At 59.4% G+C, this 19255-nt stretch carries 20 protein-coding genes; 2 read left to right on the top strand and 18 right to left on the bottom strand.

The features are described 5' to 3' along the window. Positions 1–35: 35 nt before the first annotated feature. The 17 genes from lepB to AC1DWQ_RS20585 all read right to left on the bottom strand — a co-directional run bounded on the left by lepB (position 36) and on the right by AC1DWQ_RS20585 (position 16678). Positions 36–1007, bottom strand: a complete 972-nt coding sequence (gene lepB, locus AC1DWQ_RS20665; RefSeq protein ID WP_457279377.1) for a signal peptidase I — start codon at positions 1005–1007, stop codon at positions 36–38. 11 nt (positions 1008–1018) lie between these two features. Next, the gene (gene lepA, locus AC1DWQ_RS20660; RefSeq protein WP_477671322.1) at positions 1019–2830 is read right to left on the bottom strand and encodes a translation elongation factor 4; all 1812 of its coding nucleotides are present in this window, start codon (positions 2828–2830) and stop codon (positions 1019–1021) included. Between the two features lie 566 nt (positions 2831–3396). After that, positions 3397–4860, bottom strand: coding sequence for a DegQ family serine endoprotease (locus AC1DWQ_RS20655; RefSeq protein WP_477666242.1), 1464 nt, complete (start codon positions 4858–4860; stop codon positions 3397–3399). A gap of 123 nt (positions 4861–4983) precedes the next feature. After that, positions 4984–6012 (bottom strand): MucB/RseB C-terminal domain-containing protein, encoded by a 1029-nt coding sequence (locus AC1DWQ_RS20650; protein ID WP_477671321.1) that lies wholly within the window; start codon positions 6010–6012, stop codon positions 4984–4986. Positions 6013–6048: 36 nt separating this feature from the next. Further along, positions 6049–6657 (bottom strand): sigma-E factor negative regulatory protein, encoded by a 609-nt coding sequence (locus AC1DWQ_RS20645; protein WP_477671320.1) that lies wholly within the window; start codon positions 6655–6657, stop codon positions 6049–6051. A gap of 104 nt (positions 6658–6761) precedes the next feature. Further along, positions 6762–7406, bottom strand: coding sequence for an RNA polymerase sigma factor RpoE (gene rpoE / locus AC1DWQ_RS20640; RefSeq protein WP_457279382.1), 645 nt, complete (start codon positions 7404–7406; stop codon positions 6762–6764). After that, positions 7403–7945, bottom strand: a complete 543-nt coding sequence (locus AC1DWQ_RS20635; protein ID WP_477671319.1) for a hypothetical protein — start codon at positions 7943–7945, stop codon at positions 7403–7405. Before AC1DWQ_RS20635 ends, rpoE begins: the two co-directional genes overlap by 4 nt. Positions 7946–7977: 32 nt before the next feature. Further along, positions 7978–9222, bottom strand: coding sequence for a beta-ketoacyl-ACP synthase II (gene fabF / locus AC1DWQ_RS20630; protein ID WP_457279384.1), 1245 nt, complete (start codon positions 9220–9222; stop codon positions 7978–7980). Positions 9223–9304: 82 nt separating this feature from the next. Then, positions 9305–9544, bottom strand: coding sequence for an acyl carrier protein (gene acpP / locus AC1DWQ_RS20625; protein ID WP_011484542.1), 240 nt, complete (start codon positions 9542–9544; stop codon positions 9305–9307). Between the two features lie 159 nt (positions 9545–9703). Beyond that, positions 9704–10450, bottom strand: a complete 747-nt coding sequence (gene fabG / locus AC1DWQ_RS20620) for a 3-oxoacyl-ACP reductase FabG (protein WP_457279385.1) — start codon at positions 10448–10450, stop codon at positions 9704–9706. Then, positions 10447–11397 (bottom strand): ACP S-malonyltransferase, encoded by a 951-nt coding sequence (gene fabD / locus AC1DWQ_RS20615; protein WP_477671318.1) that lies wholly within the window; start codon positions 11395–11397, stop codon positions 10447–10449. Before fabD ends, fabG begins: the two co-directional genes overlap by 4 nt. Positions 11398–11489: 92 nt before the next feature. Further along, positions 11490–12131: a hypothetical protein gene (locus tag AC1DWQ_RS20610; protein ID WP_477671317.1), complete on the bottom strand. Its 642-nt coding sequence runs from the start codon at positions 12129–12131 to the stop codon at positions 11490–11492. After that, entirely contained in the window at positions 12112–13476 is a 1365-nt protein-coding gene (locus AC1DWQ_RS20605) for a sialidase family protein (RefSeq protein WP_477671316.1), read from the bottom strand. Before AC1DWQ_RS20605 ends, AC1DWQ_RS20610 begins: the two co-directional genes overlap by 20 nt. Before the next feature lie 44 nt (positions 13477–13520). Continuing rightward, positions 13521–14498 (bottom strand): beta-ketoacyl-ACP synthase III, encoded by a 978-nt coding sequence (locus AC1DWQ_RS20600; RefSeq protein ID WP_477671315.1) that lies wholly within the window; start codon positions 14496–14498, stop codon positions 13521–13523. Then, positions 14498–15613 (bottom strand): phosphate acyltransferase PlsX, encoded by a 1116-nt coding sequence (gene plsX / locus AC1DWQ_RS20595; protein ID WP_477671314.1) that lies wholly within the window; start codon positions 15611–15613, stop codon positions 14498–14500. The genes AC1DWQ_RS20600 and plsX overlap by 1 nt, the downstream gene beginning before the upstream one ends. Positions 15614–15701: 88 nt before the next feature. After that, positions 15702–15884: a 50S ribosomal protein L32 gene (gene rpmF, locus AC1DWQ_RS20590; protein WP_007873878.1), complete on the bottom strand. Its 183-nt coding sequence runs from the start codon at positions 15882–15884 to the stop codon at positions 15702–15704. Between the two features lie 239 nt (positions 15885–16123). Continuing rightward, positions 16124–16678, bottom strand: a complete 555-nt coding sequence (locus AC1DWQ_RS20585) for a YceD family protein (RefSeq protein ID WP_477671313.1) — start codon at positions 16676–16678, stop codon at positions 16124–16126. 25 nt (positions 16679–16703) lie between these two features. Here AC1DWQ_RS20585 and AC1DWQ_RS20580 point away from each other — a divergent pair, with 25 nt between their 5' ends. Next, the gene (locus AC1DWQ_RS20580) at positions 16704–17351 is read left to right on the top strand and encodes a Maf family protein (protein ID WP_477671312.1); all 648 of its coding nucleotides are present in this window, start codon (positions 16704–16706) and stop codon (positions 17349–17351) included. After that, positions 17348–18115: an SAM-dependent methyltransferase gene (locus AC1DWQ_RS20575; protein WP_477671311.1), complete on the top strand. Its 768-nt coding sequence runs from the start codon at positions 17348–17350 to the stop codon at positions 18113–18115. The genes AC1DWQ_RS20580 and AC1DWQ_RS20575 overlap by 4 nt, the downstream gene beginning before the upstream one ends. A gap of 76 nt (positions 18116–18191) precedes the next feature. On the opposite strand, the gene AC1DWQ_RS20570 is transcribed toward AC1DWQ_RS20575, so the two are convergent. Beyond that, positions 18192–19247 (bottom strand): S49 family peptidase, encoded by a 1056-nt coding sequence (locus tag AC1DWQ_RS20570; protein ID WP_477671310.1) that lies wholly within the window; start codon positions 19245–19247, stop codon positions 18192–18194. Between the last annotated feature and the right edge of the window lie 8 nt (positions 19248–19255).

The raw sequence follows: 19255 nt of genomic DNA, 5'->3' as shown, positions 1-19255 counted from the left end.
TGCCCCTGGTACACCAAAGTGTGCCAAAAAAGCGGCTACTCGAAAGAACCGATACGCTTGAGGTTGCCGAAATTCATCCAGACAAAAAAGGCCTTGCCGACGATGTTTTTATCGGGAACAAACCCCCAATAACGGGAATCCAGCGAATTATCGCGGTTATCGCCCATCATGAAATACTGCCCCTCAGGCACCTTGCAGACAACGCCCTCGCTACTGTAACGGCAATTTTCCTTGAAAGGAAAGTCCATGACCTCCCGCTCATCGAGGCCGGCGCGCCGGGAGTCGTCATTCAGCAGGCGGTATTTCTTTGTCCCATTGACCTCTTCGAACTGTTTGGCGTAACGCAAAATATCTTCGTCAAAAAAGTCGGGCAAAGGCGTCTTGACCAGAGGCTTGCCGTTAATGGTCAGCTTCTTGTTCAGGTAGGCCACCTCATCCCCGGGCACACCCACCACCCGTTTGATGTAATCCAGGCTCGGTTTTGGCGGATAGCGAAACACCATCACATCACCGCGCTGCGGGGTGTTGTTGTCCAGTACCTTGATATTGAGCACCGGCAAGCGAACGCCGTAATGGAATTTATTGACCAGGATCAGATCGTTGACGAGCAAGGTGGGGATCATGGAGCCAGAAGGAATCTTGAAGGGCTCAAACAGGAAGGAGCGCAACAGGAAAACCACCACGATCACCGGGAACAGGCCGGCGGTCCAATCCAGCCACCAGGGCTGCATGATGAGCCGGGTTCTGGCTTCGTCAACATGGTTGTCGACCTGGCTGATGCCTTTGCCGGCGAGCTCAGCCTGCCGCCTGGCAGCACTTTCCTCGAATGCTGCCGCCGCGCGGTAGCGCTGCGGCAAAAAGTAAAACCGCTCGGCCAGCCAGTAAATCCCGGTGACCACCGATGCCAGGAACAGCAGCAGGGAAAAGTTTCCGTCCACGACGCCGAAGTACCAGGCAGCGCCATAACCCACAAAGGCGGCCAGCACCACGGCCGTGATCGTGCTCATTGCGCCGCGCATCAATCTTCCACCTGCAAAATGGCCAGGAAGGCTTCCTGAGGGACTTCAACGGAACCGATTTGTTTCATGCGTTTTTTACCCGCTTTTTGTTTTTCAAGGAGCTTGCGTTTGCGTGAAATATCGCCGCCGTAGCACTTGGCGATCACGTTTTTGCGCAGCGCCTTGATTGTCTCACGCGCAATAATGTTGGCCCCGATCGCCGCCTGGATGGCCACATCGAATTGCTGCCGGGAAATGATCTCGCGCATTTTGGCCACCACCGCCCGGCCGCGGTAGGCCGACTGGCTGCGGTGGACGATGATGGACAGCGCATCGACCTTCTCGCCGTTCAGCAAGATGTCCACCTTGACCACATCGGATGCCCGGAACTCCTTGAATTCGTAGTCCATTGACGCATAGCCGCGGGAGACGGACTTGAGCTTGTCGAAGAAGTCCAGCACGATCTCGCCCAGTGGCATTTCGTAGGTCAACATGACCTGCTTGCCGTGGTAAGCCATGTTCAGCTGGACGCCGCGTTTCTGGTTGGCCAGCGTCATCACGGCGCCCACATAGTCCTGCGGCATATACAAGTGCACGGTCACGATGGGCTCGCGGATCTCGTTGACCTTTCCGCCGTCGGGAATTTTGGAGGGATTTTCAACCTTGAGGAGGGTTCCGTCGGATTGGAGAACTTCATAGACCACACTGGGGGCCGTCGTGATCAGATCCTGATCGAATTCCCGCTCGAGCCGCTCCTGGACGATCTCCATGTGCAGCAGCCCCAGGAAACCGCAGCGAAACCCGAAACCCAACGCTTCGCTGACCTCCGGCTCATAGTGCAGCGACGCATCATTGAGCTTGAGTTTTTCCAGTGCATCGCGCAGGGATTCGTATTCACTGGCCTCTGAGGGATACAGGCCGGCAAACACCGCAGGCTGGATTTCCTTGAAGCCGGGCAAGGCCTCGGTGGCGGTAAAGGCAGCGCCGCCTGTCCCGGGCTTGATCAGGGTCACGGTGTCGCCGACCCGCGCCGCCTGAAGCTCCTTGATGCCAGCGATGACAAAACCCACCTCGCCGGATTCGAGTGCCTGGCGAGGCTCGGTATGCGGAGTAAAGACGCCTAATTGCTCGGCGTTGTACATCGCCTCGCTGGCCATCAGCTTGATACGGTCACCCTTGGCAAGCCGGCCGTCCACAACACGCACCAGCATGACGACGCCCACATAAGCGTCGTACCAACTGTCAATGATCATGGCGCGCAACGGGCCGCCTGGATTACCTTTGGGCGGCGGAATTCTGGCAACGACGGCCTCCAGGATTTCATCGATACCCATGCCCGTCTTGGCACTGCAGGGAATCGCATCGGTCGCGTCGATACCGATCACTTCTTCGATTTCCTGCTTGGCGTTATCAGGGTCGGCCTGCGGCAAGTCCATCTTGTTGAGCACCGGCACGACTTCCACGCCGAGGTCCAGCGCGGTGTAGCAGTTGGCGACGGTCTGTGCTTCCACACCCTGGCTGGCGTCCACCACCAGCAGCGCCCCCTCGCATGCGGACAGCGAGCGGCTCACTTCATAAGAGAAGTCGACGTGGCCCGGCGTGTCGATCAGATTGAGGTTGTAGACCTCGCCGTTGAGTGCCTTGTATTTGAGCGCAGCGGTCTGCGCCTTGATGGTTATCCCACGCTCTTTTTCAATATCCATCGAATCCAGAACCTGCGCGCTCATCTCTCTGTCCTGCAAACCGCCGCAACGCTGGATGAGACGGTCAGCCAGCGTGGATTTGCCGTGATCAATGTGGGCAATGATCGAAAAATTTCTGATGTGATTCATCAACGAGAACGCCTAAGTACTTGAAAGTATTGCGAAGAGATTGAATGGAATTCGCGAGGGCCATAAAAAAGGGCGCGTCGAGTAGCGACGCGCCCTGAACCAACAATCTATGGCAACTGCGATAGTTGGAACTTCATTGTAGGCAAAAAGTCGGAGCCGAACAGTCCCGAAATGGCCATATTTTTGTCGTTGCAGGCTAGCAACATGGATCTTATGCACAACTTATTCACAATTTTATACTGCTTGTCTCTGGACAACTTGTGGGTGATCTGTGGAGCGTTCGGTATTACTCAAAATAAAGAGAGAAACCAGGTCTTTAGCCATTCCGATATATCGAAATAGCGCAGGCGGGAGCTCATATTCTACCGAAAATGGTCCATGGACCACTTTATTGTGAGTAATCACTAACAAAAAATCAGGTCTGGCCCCTCGCAAAATATATTTTTGCGAAGCACCAAATTCCCGCGCCAGACATCAAAAACCCCCATAGCCCGGCAGGGTATGGGGGTTAAAGACAGCCGCACATGCTGCCGCGCCGCCGCGAGAAAGCGCCCTGGGTAGCGCCTTCAGCGGGAAGGCCTGATCAATGCGTATTGCGCCCACTCACCCCGGCGGAACAACACGTTGATGGCCTTGGACTTGTCGATTTTGGCAAGGGCCGCTTCAAATTCCTTGACGCTGGTGACTTCGGAGTTGGCAATCGCCACAATCACGTCGCCTTCTTTCAGGCCGGCCCGCGCAGCAGCTCCTTCGGCGGTGTCCACCTTGACGCCACCCTTGACCTTCAGCTCTTTCTTCTGTGCATCGGGCACTTCACTAACGGCCAGACCCAAAGCCTGTGCTGCACCCGCCACCGGGGGCTTGGGCTCAGGGCCCGCCGAAGCCTTGCGCGCGGGTTTTTCGGCCTCGACCTCACCAATCGTGACCGAAAGGTCCTTGCTCGCGCCGCGCCTGAAGACAGTCACCACGGCCTTGGTCCCCGGCTTCACGTTGCCGACCATGCGCGGCAAGTCGCTGGATTTTTCAATCGGTTTGCCGTCGAACTTGATGATGATGTCGCCAGCTTCAATGCCCGCTTTTTCTGCGGGTGCGCCGCTCTCAACACCCCTGACCAGTGCGCCCTGCGCCTTGCCCAGGCCAATCGATTCCGCCACCTCTTTGGTGACCTGGTCGATCTGCACACCGATGCGGCCCCGCGTGACCTTGCCGCTCGTGCGCAACTGATCGGACACGCGCGCTGCCTCATCTATGGGAATGGAAAAGGAAATGCCCTGGAAGCCGCCGGAGCGCGAATAAATTTGGCTGTTGATGCCAACCACCTCACCGCGCATATTGATCAGGGGCCCGCCGGAGTTGCCGGGGTTGATGGCCACGTCGGTCTGGATAAACGGCAGGTAGTCGCCGGTATCCCGCTGCTTGGCACTCACGATACCTGCAGTCACGGTGTTTTCCAGGCCAAATGGCGAGCCGATGGCCATCACCCATTCCCCGACCTTGAGGCGGTTGATGTCGCCAATCTTCACTGCGGGCAGCCCCGTCGCTTCAATCTTGACGACGGCAACGTCACTGCGCTTGTCCGCACCGATGATTTTGGCTTTGAATTCGCGCTTGTCGGTCAACGTGACAATGACTTCATCAGCGCCTTCGACCACATGCGCGTTGGTCATCACAAAGCCGTCGGCCGTCAGGATGAAACCCGACCCGACGCCGCGTGGCTGGTCTTCGTCAGGCTGAGGGCTGCGGTCCGGCCGGGGTGCGCGGGGCATATTGGGGGGGATCGGTATGCCAAAGCGCTTGAAGAATTCCAGCATCTGTTCGTCCGCACTCCCTGAAGCCGCTGCCTTGGCTTTCTCCAGGGTGCGGATATTGACCACCGAAGGACCCACCTGCTCCACCAGGTCCGTGAAATCCGGCAATGTACGGTTCTGCGCCCAGACCGGCGCGACCGGCAGCACCGCCAGGACCGCCGTGCTTCCTACGATGGCCGCCGTCAGGCAGGAGCGCAGGGGTTTCCAGTTCAATTCAAGCATCATCAGCCTCGTCATAAATGTTGTCATCCGGCAATCACACCCGGCGGCAATCCAAGGCTGGCGCCGGAGAAAACTGTTGCAGCACGTGGGCCCCGGGAAAAGTATCAGGAGCGCAGGTGCATATTATTTCTTGCGCTCCAGCCCGCCCGCAAAAAGCTTCAAGGTGCCCATGGGGACTTCACCCATCACGGTGACCCAATAGGCGTCGAGCTGCCTGGTAATCGTCTGGGTGGCGCCCATCGACAGGCTCGATTCCTGACCGTGGCGCTGGCGGTCGAACGGTTCTACAAAAATCGACACCGATGCCAAACCATCCGAGAAAATCCACTGCAGGGGCTCTTCACCGGCCGCAGTGCCAGCAGGCGCCAGTGCCGTCGCCGGCCGCTTGTAGCAACTCATGGGTTTAAAGCCCGCCACAGGCGCCTTCAGGAGCCAGCCTTCCGCGCTTGCCGTGGTCTTCATGAGAACAGGCTTTTCCACACGGTAACCGTCGACCTTGCCCATCATCTGGAGGAGCTTGTCCATTTTGACCGGAGCATCGAGCTGCAATTCTGAAAATGCCGCCTGTTCCAGGACCTTGCCGTCGGTATCGAGCGTCTGCAGCTTCACGACCAGGCCTTTCTTCTGTTCTGTCCAGACCCGGTAGCCAAACCGCATGTTGTCTTTGGGCGCCAGCAGCACGATATCGGCCTCGACGCCCGCCACACGCTCGGTACCCTCCTGACGGACCTTGTAATAGTCGGCAATCCGGTTATCGGTTGACTGCAGCAACTGGGGGAACATACCCAGCGACTCGCGCTTTTCACTGCGAACCACCTTGTGGTCCGGCATGAAGGTGACCACCTGGTCGTTATGGCGAAAAATCGAGCGCGGTGCCCCCGTCAGCGTTTCTACCCGCTCCATTTGCTGGTCGCCCTCGCAAACATGCCAAATCTTCGCACTGGACATGGCACCACCGGAAGAGACGACAAAGGTGCCGATGTATGAGCGCTTTTTGGAAGCCTCGTGCATGCGCATCAGCCAATCGTTGATGTTGCGGGATTCCACGGGCGTCGCAGCAGGGGCCGGCGGCGGCACCTGTGCCGCTACAAAATTCATAGCTGGCAGCGCACATCCCGCAAGGGCTAGAAGGCGAAATAGCTTGAATTTCATGAGGTTTCCAAAGCCCGGCGACAAGCAGGCGCCCGCTCAGCGTCCTGCATTTTGCGGCGTTTCAAAGGTGGCATTGCGCAAGAAGCCCGAGGGCTCCTGCAGGGCCGATGTGCCCCCCAGCTGCTTGTGTGCAGCCAGCAGTTCCTCCAGCCGGGCATCCCGCACCATTGGGCCTTGGGGCGAAGCAACCAACACCTGTTGTGACAGTGGCGCCTGGGCAAGCTGCGGCGCCGAGCCGGGTGCCAGCAAGCCGGAGGCATTCCACGCAATGGCAGCCACCGCGGCGAGTGAGGCAAATCCTGCTACCAGCTTCCAGCGGAAATCGCTGTCATTGGCGGCTTCGCCATGCGGTTGAGACATTGCTTGCACGGGTACCTGAACAACATCCAGAGCCGGAACAGCAGGATGAAAATTCGAACCGGCCGGGGTTTCCTGGGCAAGGCGCTGGTTCAGGCGCGCCAAAAAGGCCATGTCCACCCCTTTGGTCCGAAGCGCAGGCGACCGCAAGGCATCGCCAATCAGGTGATAGGCGTCCCAGGCGGCGACCGCTGAATCGTCGCGCCGGCTGGCATCGAGCGCAGCCACAAGTTCGTCCCCGTCCAATTGGCCATCGGCCAGGGCAGACATGAGTTCGCTGGTTTGCATTGACGGTTTCATCATGTTCGTGGGCAGCGGAACTGCCGTTTTGAAAGGCTCAAAATACGGGGTCTGATTCGTGGGTTCATGGATGGCTCCTGGGTGCTGCGGCTTCACCAACGCTTGCCGCTCTGGTTTTCCAGCAACGGTTTCACCTTCTGCGAAATTGCCTCGCGCGCCCTGAAAATCCGTGACCGCACTGTACCGATAGGGCAATCCATCGCCTCTGAAATCTCTTCGTAGCTCAGCCCTTCTATTTCGCGTAGGGTAATGGCCTGGCGAAGCTCCTCAGGCAAGGCTTCCATGGCGGCATTGATGATTTCCGCAATTTCCTTGGTGGCCAGCACGGCTTCCGGCGTTTCCGAGCTTGTTAGTTCGTTTTCAAGCGGGGAAGTTTCATCGCTTTCATCGCTTTGGCCCGATTTAAAGGAGTTTTCAGAGACGGTTGGATCCCGTTTAAGGTCCATCAGGGCCTTTTTGGCGGTATTCACCGCAATCCGGTAAAGCCATGTGTAGAACTGGGCCTCGCCCCTGAACTGCGCCAGGGCCCTGTAGGCGCGGATGAACGTTTCCTGGGCGATATCTTCCACCAGGTCCACATCGCGCACCATACGGCCTATCAGACGCTGGATGCGCCGCTGGTATTTGATGACCAGCAGCTCATATGCCTTCTGGTCGCCTGCAACGGTGCGCTCCACCAGCATGGCATCGCTGTCGGTTGCTTTTTCCAGTTGAGGCGGAGGCAGGTCAGCGCTCATGGGTTTTGTGACGTGACTTCAACTGGGCGCATAGACCCCGATACTGCCACAGCCGGCACGGGTTCTGCAGGCAGAAAATCGTGCGGCGATAAGGTGGAAGATGACTTGTGCGGCGAGTAGACCGCCCGGCGCAGGTCCAGCCATCGCTCCGGCATGACGCCGCGCTCCACCCAGAGCCACAGCCGTGCGTGAGCAGAATTTTCAAGCCGAAGCAGTAAGTAGTGTTGAAAATCGGCAAGGACTGAAAGCTCATATTCGGCGACGCCCGCCTGATAACCCGGGCTCTCCCAGCGCCACACTTCGCCATCCCATGCCAAGTGGCCCGCCGGAGAGTTTCGCCAACCAATATGTGCTGCCACACCAGCGCCCAAAGCGGCAGTAAGTGCCAGGCCGATGCGCCAATCCAGCTGACGGTTTCCGTTGAAATACCAGAGCATCGCTAAAAGCAGCCCGGACAGCCATAAACCCAACAAAAGAGTACCCAGAAAACGCGAACGCCCCAGCGGATAAACAACCGGCGGGGCGTTGTGCAGGCTCAAGGCAGGCTGTTGGATGTGCGTGAGCCGGGAAATCAGGCGCGCTTGAAGACCAGCGTACCGTTGGTGCCGCCGAACCCGAAATTGTTTTTGACGGCAACCTCGATTTTTGCGTCACGCGCGGTATTGGCACAGTAGTCCAGGTCGCACTCGGGATCCTGGTTGAAGATATTGATGGTCGGCGGTATTTTCTGGTGATACAGCGAAAGCACCGTAAACACCGACTCAATGCCGCCGGCGCCGCCCAAAAGGTGACCCGTCATGGATTTGGTCGAGCTGACCACCATGTTTTTAGCGTGACTGCCGAACGCCGCCTTGACGGCGTTTGTCTCGTTCAGGTCGCCCAGCGGCGTGGACGTGCCATGCGCGTTGAGGTACTGGACTTCGTCGGCATTGACACCTGCGTTCTTCAACGCCATGACCATGGAGCGACGCGGTCCGTCGACATCGGGCGCTGTCATGTGATATGCGTCTGCGCTCATGCCGAACCCGGTCAGTTCAGCATAAATTCTGGCGCCCCGTGCTTTGGCATGCTCGTACTCTTCGAGAACCAGCACACCGCCGCCTTCGCCCAGCACAAAACCATCACGGTCCTTGTCCCAGGGGCGAGATGCTGTTTTCGGGTCTTCGTTGCGGGTGGACAGGGCACGCGCTGCGGCAAAGCCGCCTACGCCCAGCGGAGAGACGCAGGACTCAGCGCCACCGGCCACCATCACGTCGCAATCACCATATTCAATCATGCGCGCGGACAGGCCGATGGCATGAAGTCCCGTCGTACAGGCCGTTACGACCGCGACATTGGGGCCTTTAAAGCCGAATTTGATGGATACATGCCCGGAAATCATGTTGATGATCGAGGCAGGTACAAAAAACGGAGACACCCGGCGCGGGCCGCGATTGACCAGCTCGGAATGCATTTGCTCGATCATCGGCAAACCGCCTATGCCCGAACCGATATTGCAGCCAATGCGGGTCGCCAGTTCGCCGTCGAGCGCCTCGCCTGTCGGCAAGCCGCTGTCGGCCACCGCCTGGAAAGCTGCAGCCAGACCCAGATGAATGAAGCGATCCATGTGCCGCGCTTCTTTTTCGGGAATGTAATCCGCGATATTGAAGCCTTTGACCTCACCAGCAAATTTGCAGGCAAAGTTGCTTGCATCAAACTGCGTGATCAGATCAATTCCGGGCACACCGGCAATCAGATTGGCCCAGGATTCAGCCACGGTATTACCTACCGGGCTGACACAACCCAGACCTGTCACGACGACACGACGACGGCTCATTCAAAAATCCTGAGAAGAACCCGAAAAGCCCTGGAATGACTTTTCAGGCTTGATGACGGCGGAAGCAGGCGAAAGCCTTGCCTCAAGCCTTTTGATGGGTGTTTGCGTAGTCAATCGCGTTCTGGACGGTGGTGATCTTCTCGGCGTCTTCGTCGGGAATCTCAATGCCGAACTCGTCTTCCAGAGCCATAACCAGTTCTACGGTGTCAAGGGAGTCAGCGCCCAGATCGGCCACAAAGGCTTTTTCGCTGGTGACCTGGCCTTCTTCCACGCCGAGTTGTTCGGCAATGATTTTCTTAACACGTGCTTCGATATCGCTCATAGTTCCCTCTGAGGGTTGTAAATTAATCCGTGATTTTACCGCGTTAGAGTCGTTTCCCTAAGCACCGCGCCGGACGGATAAAAACCGGCTTCGATTTCCCGTGTTTTACCACTGTCAGCCTGCCGTTTTCATGAAACTGCGGGGCTGACGCCTCAAGAGCTACATATACATGCCGCCGTTGACGTGAATCTCCTGGCCTGTGATGTAGGCCGCCTGCGGACTCGCCACAAAGGCCACAGCGTGCGCAATGTCTTGCGGTTTGCCAAGATGGCCCAGCGGGATCTGCCCTAAAAGTGCTTTTTGCTGCTCTTCCGGCAATCCGGCGGTCATGTCGGTCTCGATAAAGCCCGGCGCGACGCAATTGACGGTGATGTTACGCGAGCCGAGCTCGCGCGCCAGTGCGCGCGTCATGCCGGCCACGCCGGCCTTGGCTGCCGCATAATTGGATTGGCCCGCGTTGCCCGAGGCACCAACGACGGATGTGATGCTGATGATGCGGCCGTAGCGCTGCTTCATCATGGTGCGCATCACGGCGCGGCTCATGCGGAACACGGCCTTGAGGTTGGTGTCCAGCACCGCATCCCAATCGTCATCCTTGAGCCGCATTGCCAGCATGTCGCGTGTGATGCCCGCGTTGTTGACCAGCACCTGCAGGCCACCGTGCTCCTTGACGATGGCGTCGATCAGCGCTTCAGCGGCGGTAACGTCGTTCACATTCAGGTTTTTGCCGGCGCAACCCGGGAAAGCCGCAAGGGCCTGGCCGATTTTGGCCGCGCCTTCATCGCTGGTCGCCGTGCCTATCACTTTGAGGCCTTTTTGGGCCAGCTCCAGCGCAATGGCCGCGCCAATACCGCGCGATGCGCCGGTGACCAGTGCGACCTGGCCTTCAAACTTGACTTCGCTCATGCCAGTAACTCCTTCACTTCCGCCAGGGAGGCGGGATCAAACAGGGGGACACCCGTCAATTCGGGATCGATTCTTTTGGCCATGCCGGCCAGCACCTTGCCAGGCCCGCACTCGACCAGCGTCGTGAGGCCGCGTGCCTTGATGGCCTGCACGCATTCCACCCAACGCACGGGGCCGAAAGCCTGCCCGTACAGCGCCGCGCGAATGCGGTCAGCATCAGTCTCGACGGCTACCTCTACGTTGTTGATGACCGGGATCTTCGGCGCTGCGAACTCGACTGCGGCCAGCTTCTCGCGCAGCTTCTCGGCTGCGGGCTTCATCAGGCTGGAGTGGAAGGGAGCCGACACCGGCAGGGGCAAGGCGCGCTTGGCACCGTTGGCCTTGAGCACTTCGCAGGCTTTCTCAACCGCAGCCTTGCTGCCCGCGATGACAGTCTGCATCGGGTCGTTGAAATTGACGGCTTCGACCACTTCGGTGGTGTTGGCCCCAAAGCTGCGTGCGGCCTCGGCACAGCCTTCAATCACTTTGGAGGCTTCCATGCCCAGAATGGCCGCCATCGCGCCCACACCGACCGGCACTGCGTCCTGCATGGCCTGCGCACGAAAGCGCACCAACGGTGCGGCTTGCGCGAGCGTCAACACGCCTGAAGCCACCAGAGCGGAGTATTCACCCAGCGAGTGGCCCGCGACCGCGGCCGGCGCGGTACCGGTTTCGGCCATCCAGGCACGGTAAGCCGCCACGCCGGCGACCAGCATGACAGGCTGCGTGTTCGTGGTCAGCGCCAGCGCCTCCTTGGGGCCGTCCTTGATCAGTCGGCCGACATCCTCGCCAAGCGCCTCGGAAGCTTCGGCCAGCGCCTGCACAACCACCGGATGGTCGCCCCAGGCGTCCAGCATGCCGACCGACTGCGAACCCTGGCCGGGAAAAACAATAGCAAACGATTTCAAATGATTACTCCATGGGTCGAATTCTTGGATCGCTGAAAAGCATCCGCATGCATTTTAAGAAGATGAACAGTCATTTTTTGAAGCACAGTCTGTCAGACTGACGACGGTATAGCGCCATTGTGCGCACCACGCAGCCGTGCAAAACCCCATCCGACAGCCGATTTGACGCACTGATAGATAGCCGCAACGGCCAGCCAGGGGTCTATCAGGTAGTCCCACAAATTGGTGGACTCCAGCGACCCCGCAGCCCAGGCCAGTAAAGCCAGAGCGATCAGCAAGGGCAGCAAACGAAATCCCCTGGCCCAGCATGCCAGCGACAGCGCCAGAAGCACCGCCCAGAGAACTGGCGAACCCCAGCCCAGCCGGTAGGCATCCCAGTCACCCCAGCCCAGGGCCAACGGGTACAAGAACAATGCGCCCACAGCAAGGACAACACTCACCAGCATGCACTCGCGGGTATCCGTCAAGCGGACGCCCGACAGGCGCTGGTACATGCCAAGACAGGCGAGTGCCACCAAAGAAATGCTCAGGTCCGAGCTGATGCCGCGCACATAGGCCACGAGCGGTAAACGGGCCGGCCCCACCGGGCACCACAGAAGTACAAACACCGCGGCAGTAGCAAACTTGCGCCACAGCGTGGCGCCATGCCGCCAGCTCAGCAGCCGCAGACACCCGGCGCTGAGCACCAGGTTGATGCCGAACAAGGCGATCAGATCATTTGCCGGAGGAAGCATGGCCGGTCGCCGCTTGCGCGGCCTGGAGGGTTTGCAGGGGATCCAGCCGCACGTGCTTGATGCGCGTGCGATGCCAGGTATAGACGAGATGCAGGTAGCCGTCGCGGGTTTGCAGCAAGTAAGGATAAGAAAATTCCTGGGAGCAGCTCTGGTCTCCGCACAACTGGCGCCGGGCACTGGCTACATAGGACTGGGCTTCGCCGTCGCTGGCGCCGCGGGCTTTGAGCTCCTGAGTCAGCAGGCGCTCATAGTCGATGAGGGACGTGCGCAACTGCGGGTTGGCGGACGATTCGACGATCCATGGGCTTAGCCCGTCAAACGAGCCGCCCGCCGCCGTTTGCAACAAGGCCAGCATTTCGCGATTTCGGGGCGCCGGGTTCAGGGCCAACCATTGCGTGCCGATGTTCGTCATGACGCCGGCCACAGCGGAGTCCGGATTGGGCCAGGTGCTTGCATGCGCGCGCGACCAGGTCTTGCCGGCATCCGTGGTATCTGAAGCCATCAGCGCCGTGGCATTGCCTGAGCGCATGTAGACCTGCGCCTTCTCTGGCCCCGAAACCAGCACAACCGGCTGCAGACCGGTGCGACTACCGGGAACGCGAACTTTGTCGACGACCTGGCCCAGAGCGTTGATACGCAGCACTTCTCCGAATTTGGTGACGAACTCGTGGTACACCGGCAAGCCGGTTTCGCCGCTTTCAAAGCTGACGGGTGCTCCTTTGACCAGCGTACTGATGTTCAGGAAGGGCGACGTCACCAGGCGGCGTGGCATGCTCCAGGTCGCGCCTTCATCCGTGGAACGCGCCCAGCTGATAGAGCTGCCCGCCCATCCGCCCAACGAAACGTTGACCATCCACAGGCAGAGTGAACCATCGGGCGCGCGGGCGATCACCGGATTGCCCAGTTTCTTGACATAGCGCCACAGGCCCTGCTGAAGTGTTTGACGGTTGAACAGCGTGCTTTCCGCGCTCCAGCGCAGACTGGCGGGGTCCATCACCGCGGTCTGGATGGTGACATCCCCCGCGCCTTCGCGCGAGCCCGAAAACCAGACCGCGCGCAAGCGACCATCGCGCAACTCCACGAGGGAAGCTGCATGCACAGCCTGGCCGGGAGAAGATGAGACAAATTGCGCATCAAAACGAAAGCGGCCGTCCGGCGAAAGTTGCTGTGCCGGCAAGCCCGCGCGAGGCAAGGACTTGACGGCATCAGCTGAAGGGCTGGACGGCAATGCCGCAAAAGGGGTGGCCGGTGGGCGCTGCAGGATTTTCCACCCAGCCAGGACGAAAGCCAGCACCAGCAAGGCTGCTGCAAGGCGATCCCATGCACCGGACGGTCTGAAATTCAAATGCCCACCTGTCTGTGAAAGCCTGGCAGATGGGTGGGAGCCACTCAGTAGTTGAGAAGCACCGCACCCCAGGTAAAGCCGCCGCCCACACCTTCGAGCATGAGTGTGTCGCCTTTTTGGATCTTGCCGCTGCGCACGGCTACATCCAGCGCGAGCGGGATAGAAGCCGCAGAGGTGTTTCCGTGCTGGTCGACGGTGACAATCAGCTTCTCGAGCGGCATCTTCAGTTTTTTGGCCGTGCTCTGCATGATGCGGATGTTGGCCTGATGTGGAATCAGCCAGTCGATGTCGGCATCAGTCATGTTGGCTTTTGCCAGCGTAGCGCGCGCGGCGCTTTCGAGCACGCCCACAGCCAGCTTGAACACGGCCTGACCGTCCATCTTGAGCAAGGGGTCGCCCAGGATCTGACCACCCGAGACATTGCCCGGCACACACAGGATGCCGACATGCCTGCCGTCGGCATGCAGGTCGCTGGCAAGAATGCCGGGCGTGTCCGAGGTTTCGAGCACCACGGCGCCGGCGCCATCGCCAAAAAGCACACAGGTGGTCCGGTCTGAAAAGTCCAGGATGCGCGAGAACACTTCAGCGCCGATCACCAGCGCTTTGCTGGCCGAACCGGTGCGGATCATGGCGTCGGCCACGGTCAATGCATAGACGAACCCGCTGCACACAGCTTGCACGTCAAAGGCCGGGCAACCGGCGATGCCCAGTTTGTTCTGCAAAATGCAGGCTGCCGAGGGAAACACCATGTCCGGGGTCGAGGTCGCCACGATGATGAGGTCGATATCGGCAGCCTGCAGACCCGCGGCCTGCAGGGCATTTTTGGCGGCTTCTACACCCAGGTCGCTGCTGGTCACGTCGGACGCGGCAAAGTGGCGGGCCCGGATGCCGGTGCGCTCCACAATCCATTCATCGGAGGTTTCTACACCCCGGGTCGCCAGGTCGGCGGCCAATTCGGCATTGGTCAGTCGGCGCGGCGGCAAATAACTACCGGTGCCGGTGATGCGTGAGTAACGGGTCATTAATAAGTGGCCGGTGTTGAGACTGCTGAGTCAACTGGCATTGAGGAGGTGTCGACAGGCGCATCAGCAGGGGGCGCCGCCTGCGCTGCCACCAGCAAAGGGGCCGCATGGGCTATGCGTTCGCGCACTCTCTCAAGCAAATTGTTCCGAGCCGCATCATAAGCCCGATTCAGCGCCGTCTCAAAAGCAAAGGCGTCCGCTGAGCCGTGGCTTTTGAAAACCAGACCTTGAAGACCGAGCAGGGCGGCGCCGTTGTATCGCCTGTGGTCAACCCGATTTTTAAACGCAGTTAGCACCGGATAAGCAATGATGGCCGCAATTTTTGTCAAAACATTGCGGGAAAACTCAGCTTTTATGAAGCCGCCGATCATGCTTGCAAGACCTTCACTAGCCTTGAGCGCGACGTTGCCCACAAAACCGTCACAGACGACGATATCGGTCGTTCCCTTGAAAATATCGTTACCTTCGACATTCCCGTAAAAATTCAAATCACCGGAATTAGACGCAGAACGCAACAATTCGCCGGCTTTTTTTATAATTTCACTACCTTTTATCGCCTCTTCGCCAATATTGAGCAGGCCGACACTGGGCGTGGGGTTGCTGGTGATGGCTGCCACAAGGGCGGATCCCATCACGGCAAACTGCAGCAGGTGATCTTCGGTGCAGTCGACATTGGCACCCAGGTCCAGCACCGTGGTGGCGCCGCCCAGGGCATTGGGCAGCTGGGTAGCAATGGCCGGACGGTCTATGCCCTCCAGGGTTTTGAGGACATAGCGGGCAATGGCCATCAAGGCGCCGGTATTGCCGGCCGACACGGCCGCCTGGGCCACACCATCCTTGACCTGGTTCATCGCGACCCGCATCGAGGAGTTCTTCTTGCGCCGCAAGGCGATCTCGATGGGATCGTCCATGGTGACGATCTCGCTGGCCGGAACGATCTGGCAGCGCGGATGGGCTTGAAGGCGGGGGTACAACGGGTGCCCGGCGAGGACTTCAGGCTGGCCGACCAGCACCACAGCAGCATCCGGATGACCATCCAGGAATGCCAGGCTGGCCGGGAGCGTGACGGCTGGGCCGATATCGCCGCCCATGGCATCGACAGCGATCCTGATCATGGGGCGACCGGTGCAGTCAAGAGAGAGTGGAATTCAGGCAAAAGAAAGGCCCGCAGGATGAGTGCGGGCCCATGCTCAAAGCGTGGAATTACGCTTCGGATTTGGTTTTCAGCACCTTGCGGCCACGGTAAAAACCGGTAGGGCTGATGTGGTGGCGCAGGTGGGTTTCGCCGGTGGTGGATTCCACGGCAATGCCTGGCACGGTGAGTGCGTTGTGCGAGCGGTGCATGCCGCGCTTCGAAGGTGACTTTTTGTTCTGCTGGACGGCCATGATCCGCTCCTGATGGGGTGTAAGGTTGGTAAATTACGCACCAAAATCCGAGTTCAGACAGCTGGACCTGAATATCGGCCCAAGGCGGTCTAAACGCCATGTCACCGTATTCACCGCATTGGTACGCGAAGCCTTTGATTATAGCTCGATGCGAGAGAAATTTCATCACCTCAACCCGCGACTGGTGAAATGCCGACAAATCCAGGAGCTTTACCTGAGAAATATGTAATTCTAAATTACTACTTTTTTGCTTTAAGCTGCGCCAGAACCGCAAAGGGATTGGGTTTTTCACTACCCTCGTCCACCGAATCTGCATTGTCACCAAGGTCGCCCGCCTGCAGTTTGGGCGCGACAGGACACACCTCGTGCATGGGCACCAGCGGCAGGGCCATCAGCAATTCATCTTCCAGCACAGCGAGCAAATCGAACTGGGGCTCCATCACCAGCAAATCCTCTTCAGACTGGTCGTCCTCGGCCATGGCAATGTCTTCATTGGCCACAAAGCGGTACCACTGGTCCACCTCTACAGGTGTGGCAACCACACCCATACAGCGCTGGCAGGTTAAAGGCACAACGGCCTCAGCCGTCAGATGCAACCATACGTCGTCTTCAACGCCCGGGCGTGGGCGCAATTCGCCGACCGCCTGCCATTTCACTGCCGAATCAGCCTGCAACCCTTGCGCTTCGTGCGCAAGGCGCTCCATATTTCGTAGCAAAGTAGTCTCGGAAAGCGCCACGCCATCCTGGGCGAAAGCGGTCATGTTGAGTCGGTTGGGCTGCAGGGATCTGGACATGTGTGCAGTGTAAGAGAATCAAGGCATGAATCCTGTCTCCGACCCTGCCGCAATCTCCAGACACACCGGGCAAAACCGCCCCCTGATTTTGGGCTCGACCTCCCGCTATCGCCGGGAATTGCTGCAGCGGTTGCATATCCCGTTTGAGGTGGTCGCGCCCGACGTGGACGAAACGCCCCATGCCGGCGAACTCCCTGGCCCACTGGCCGAGCGGCTGGCCCTGGCCAAGGCCCGGGCTGTCGCCAAGGCATTTCCCGACGCGGTTGTCATCGGTTCCGACCAGGTTGCAGACCTCGACGGCCAGCCGCTCGGCAAGCCGGGCACCCACGAAAACGCCGTCATCCAGCTGCGCCGGATGCGAGGGCAAACCGTCATTTTTCAGACGGCTGTGGCCGTCGTGTGCCTGGACAGCGGTTATGAAGCGAAAAGTCTGGCCGCAGTGAGGGTGAAATTCCGCGCGCTGACGGATGACGAAATTGAAAACTACCTGCGCACCGAGCAACCGTACGATTGCGCGGGCAGCGCCAAAAGCGAAGGCCTCGGCATCGCGCTGCTTGAATCGATCGACAATGACGACCCGACTGCGCTGATCGGCTTGCCGCTGATCCGCACCTGCAGGCTCATCGAAGCCGCAGGCGTGAAGTTGCTTTCAGCCCGCGGGAGCCAGCCATGAGCGGCGCAACAAAAGGGAAACTTTACCTGGTGCCCGCACCGCTTGACTTCGGCTGCGACGACCTTGCCCCTCTGCAGGATGTCATGCCGCTGGGCACCGTGCAAATCGCCGCCAGGCTCTCCTGCTGGATCTGCGAAAACGCGAAAAGCACGCGCGCCTACCTCAAGCGTATCGACGCGCTGCAGCCGCTCAGCACGCCGCTGCAGTCGCAGCAAATCCAGGAGCTGCCACGGGAGGTTCACAAAAAAGGCGACCACACCGGCAACTTCGACGCGCGCCCCCTTTTGATGGCGGCCGTGGAAAGCCGCGACATGGGCCTGGTCAGCGAAGCCGGCATGCCTGCCATTGCCGATCCCGGATCCTCGGTGGTACGCGCCGCCCATGACCTGGGGCTGGAGGTTGTGCCGCTGACGGGCCCGATGTCGCTGATGCTGGCGCTGGCAGCGAGCGGTCTGAACGGTCAGAATTTTGCGTTTGCAGGCTACTTGCCGCAGGCACCGGCCGAGCGCGTCCAGCGTATCCGGGAACTGGAATCCCTGGCACTCAAATCCGGCCAGACCCAGCTCTTCATCGAAACACCCTATCGCAATGCGGCTTTGTTCCAGTCGCTGCTGCAAACACTGCAGGGCAACACCCGGCTGGCGCTGAGCTGCGGCCTGACGATGACCAAAGGCTGGTCCCGCAGCGCGCAGGTCAGCGGCTGGAAACGCGACAAACTCCAGGCACCACTGGAATTGCCAACCGTTTTCTGTATCGGCCGCTAGAGCGCCAGACAGGAACAAAAAAGCCCGCGCGAAGCGGGCTTTTTGGCAAGGGCCATCACCTTCTCAAGAGGTCGTCCTAGCGAAGCGCCGGAATCGCCTTGAAGGCCTTCATTGCGCCTTCGCCCATCGCCGCGCCAAACTTCTTGGCCAACCGTTCGGCCACATTGTCGCGACGGGTGTAGTCAATGATCTCGTCGGTCTTGACCACTTCGCGGGCCACATACTCAAGGTTGCCGAGCTGGTCGGCCAGGCCCAGTTCCACCGCCTGCTGGCCGCTCCAGAACAGGCCGCTGAACATCTCGGGCGTTTCCTTCAGGCGTTTACCGCGGCCGGCTTTGACCACCGCGATGAACTGCTGGTGGATCTGGTCCAGCATGGCCTGTGCAAAGACCTTTTGTTTTTCACTTTGCGGGCTGAACGGATCAAGGAATCCCTTGTTTTCGCCGGCCGTCAGCAAGCGGCGCTCCACGCCCAGCTTGTCCATCAGGCCTGTGAAGCCAAAGCCATCCATCAGTACACCGATGCTGCCCACAATGCTGGCCTTGTCGACGTAAATCTTGTCGGCCGAAACAGCGATGTAATAAGCGGCGGAGGCGCAGGTTTCTTCGACCACAGCGTAAACCGGCTTCTTGTGCTTGGCCTTCAGGCGCAGGATTTCGTCGTTCATCATGCCGGCCTGCACCGGGCTGCCCCCCGGCGAATTGATCAGCAGCACAACCGCCTTGGCGCCTTCGTCTTCAAAGGCGGCACGCAGCGCAGCGTTGACGAACTCGGCGCTGGCGTCGGCGCCCGCGGCGATTTCACCCTTTATTTCCACCACGGCCGTGTGCGGAACAGTCGCATCGCTGGCAGGCGTGCCGCGGTGCAGTGCCATCCATACCAGAGCGATGAAAAACGCCAGCCAGGACAGGCGCACAAAGGTTTTCCAGCGTCGCGTGGCTTTTTGTTCGTTGAGCGCAGCAAAAGCCAGTTTCTCAAGCGTCGCGCGCTCCCAGCCGGGGGCGGAAGGGTCAACGGCGGATTTTCTGGCCTGGGGATAAGGCGGAAGGGATTCCGGCTGGTTGGGCCGGAAATCCGATTCGCGCAGCGAATCAGAGTCCATGGGAGGGTCGGGGCGATGGGGGTCGTTCATGGGCGATA

The organism is Polaromonas sp. P2_G11 (genome assembly GCF_056403595.1).
This window is presented reverse-complemented; position numbering and strand designations above follow the sequence as displayed.

Bases quoted from the DNA above. Each gene is read 5' to 3' on its own strand.
- plsX (WP_477671314.1), bottom strand. From the start codon at position 15,613: ATGATCAGGATCGCTGTCGATGCCATGGGCGGCGATATCGGCCCAGCC.
- lepA (WP_477671322.1), bottom strand. From the start codon at position 2,830: ATGAATCACATCAGAAATTTTTCGATCATTGCCCACATTGATCACGGC.
- AC1DWQ_RS20600 (WP_477671315.1), bottom strand. From the start codon at position 14,498: ATGACCCGTTACTCACGCATCACCGGCACCGGTAGTTATTTGCCGCCG.
- AC1DWQ_RS20585 (WP_477671313.1), bottom strand. From the start codon at position 16,678: ATGTCCAGATCCCTGCAGCCCAACCGACTCAACATGACCGCTTTCGCC.
- AC1DWQ_RS20580 (WP_477671312.1), top strand. From the start codon at position 16,704: ATGAATCCTGTCTCCGACCCTGCCGCAATCTCCAGACACACCGGGCAA.
- AC1DWQ_RS20570 (WP_477671310.1), bottom strand. From the start codon at position 19,247: ATGAACGACCCCCATCGCCCCGACCCTCCCATGGACTCTGATTCGCTG.
- AC1DWQ_RS20650 (WP_477671321.1), bottom strand. From the start codon at position 6,012: ATGAAATTCAAGCTATTTCGCCTTCTAGCCCTTGCGGGATGTGCGCTG.
- rpoE (WP_457279382.1), bottom strand. From the start codon at position 7,406: ATGAGCGCTGACCTGCCTCCGCCTCAACTGGAAAAAGCAACCGACAGC.
- lepB (WP_457279377.1), bottom strand. From the start codon at position 1,007: ATGAGCACGATCACGGCCGTGGTGCTGGCCGCCTTTGTGGGTTATGGC.
- rpmF (WP_007873878.1), bottom strand. From the start codon at position 15,884: ATGGCCGTCCAGCAGAACAAAAAGTCACCTTCGAAGCGCGGCATGCAC.
- AC1DWQ_RS20575 (WP_477671311.1), top strand. From the start codon at position 17,348: ATGAGCGGCGCAACAAAAGGGAAACTTTACCTGGTGCCCGCACCGCTT.
- fabG (WP_457279385.1), bottom strand. From the start codon at position 10,450: ATGAGCGAAGTCAAGTTTGAAGGCCAGGTCGCACTGGTCACCGGCGCA.
- AC1DWQ_RS20655 (WP_477666242.1), bottom strand. From the start codon at position 4,860: ATGCTTGAATTGAACTGGAAACCCCTGCGCTCCTGCCTGACGGCGGCC.
- acpP (WP_011484542.1), bottom strand. From the start codon at position 9,544: ATGAGCGATATCGAAGCACGTGTTAAGAAAATCATTGCCGAACAACTC.
- AC1DWQ_RS20610 (WP_477671317.1), bottom strand. From the start codon at position 12,131: ATGCTTCCTCCGGCAAATGATCTGATCGCCTTGTTCGGCATCAACCTG.
- AC1DWQ_RS20645 (WP_477671320.1), bottom strand. From the start codon at position 6,657: ATGCAAACCAGCGAACTCATGTCTGCCCTGGCCGATGGCCAATTGGAC.
- fabF (WP_457279384.1), bottom strand. From the start codon at position 9,222: ATGAGCCGTCGTCGTGTCGTCGTGACAGGTCTGGGTTGTGTCAGCCCG.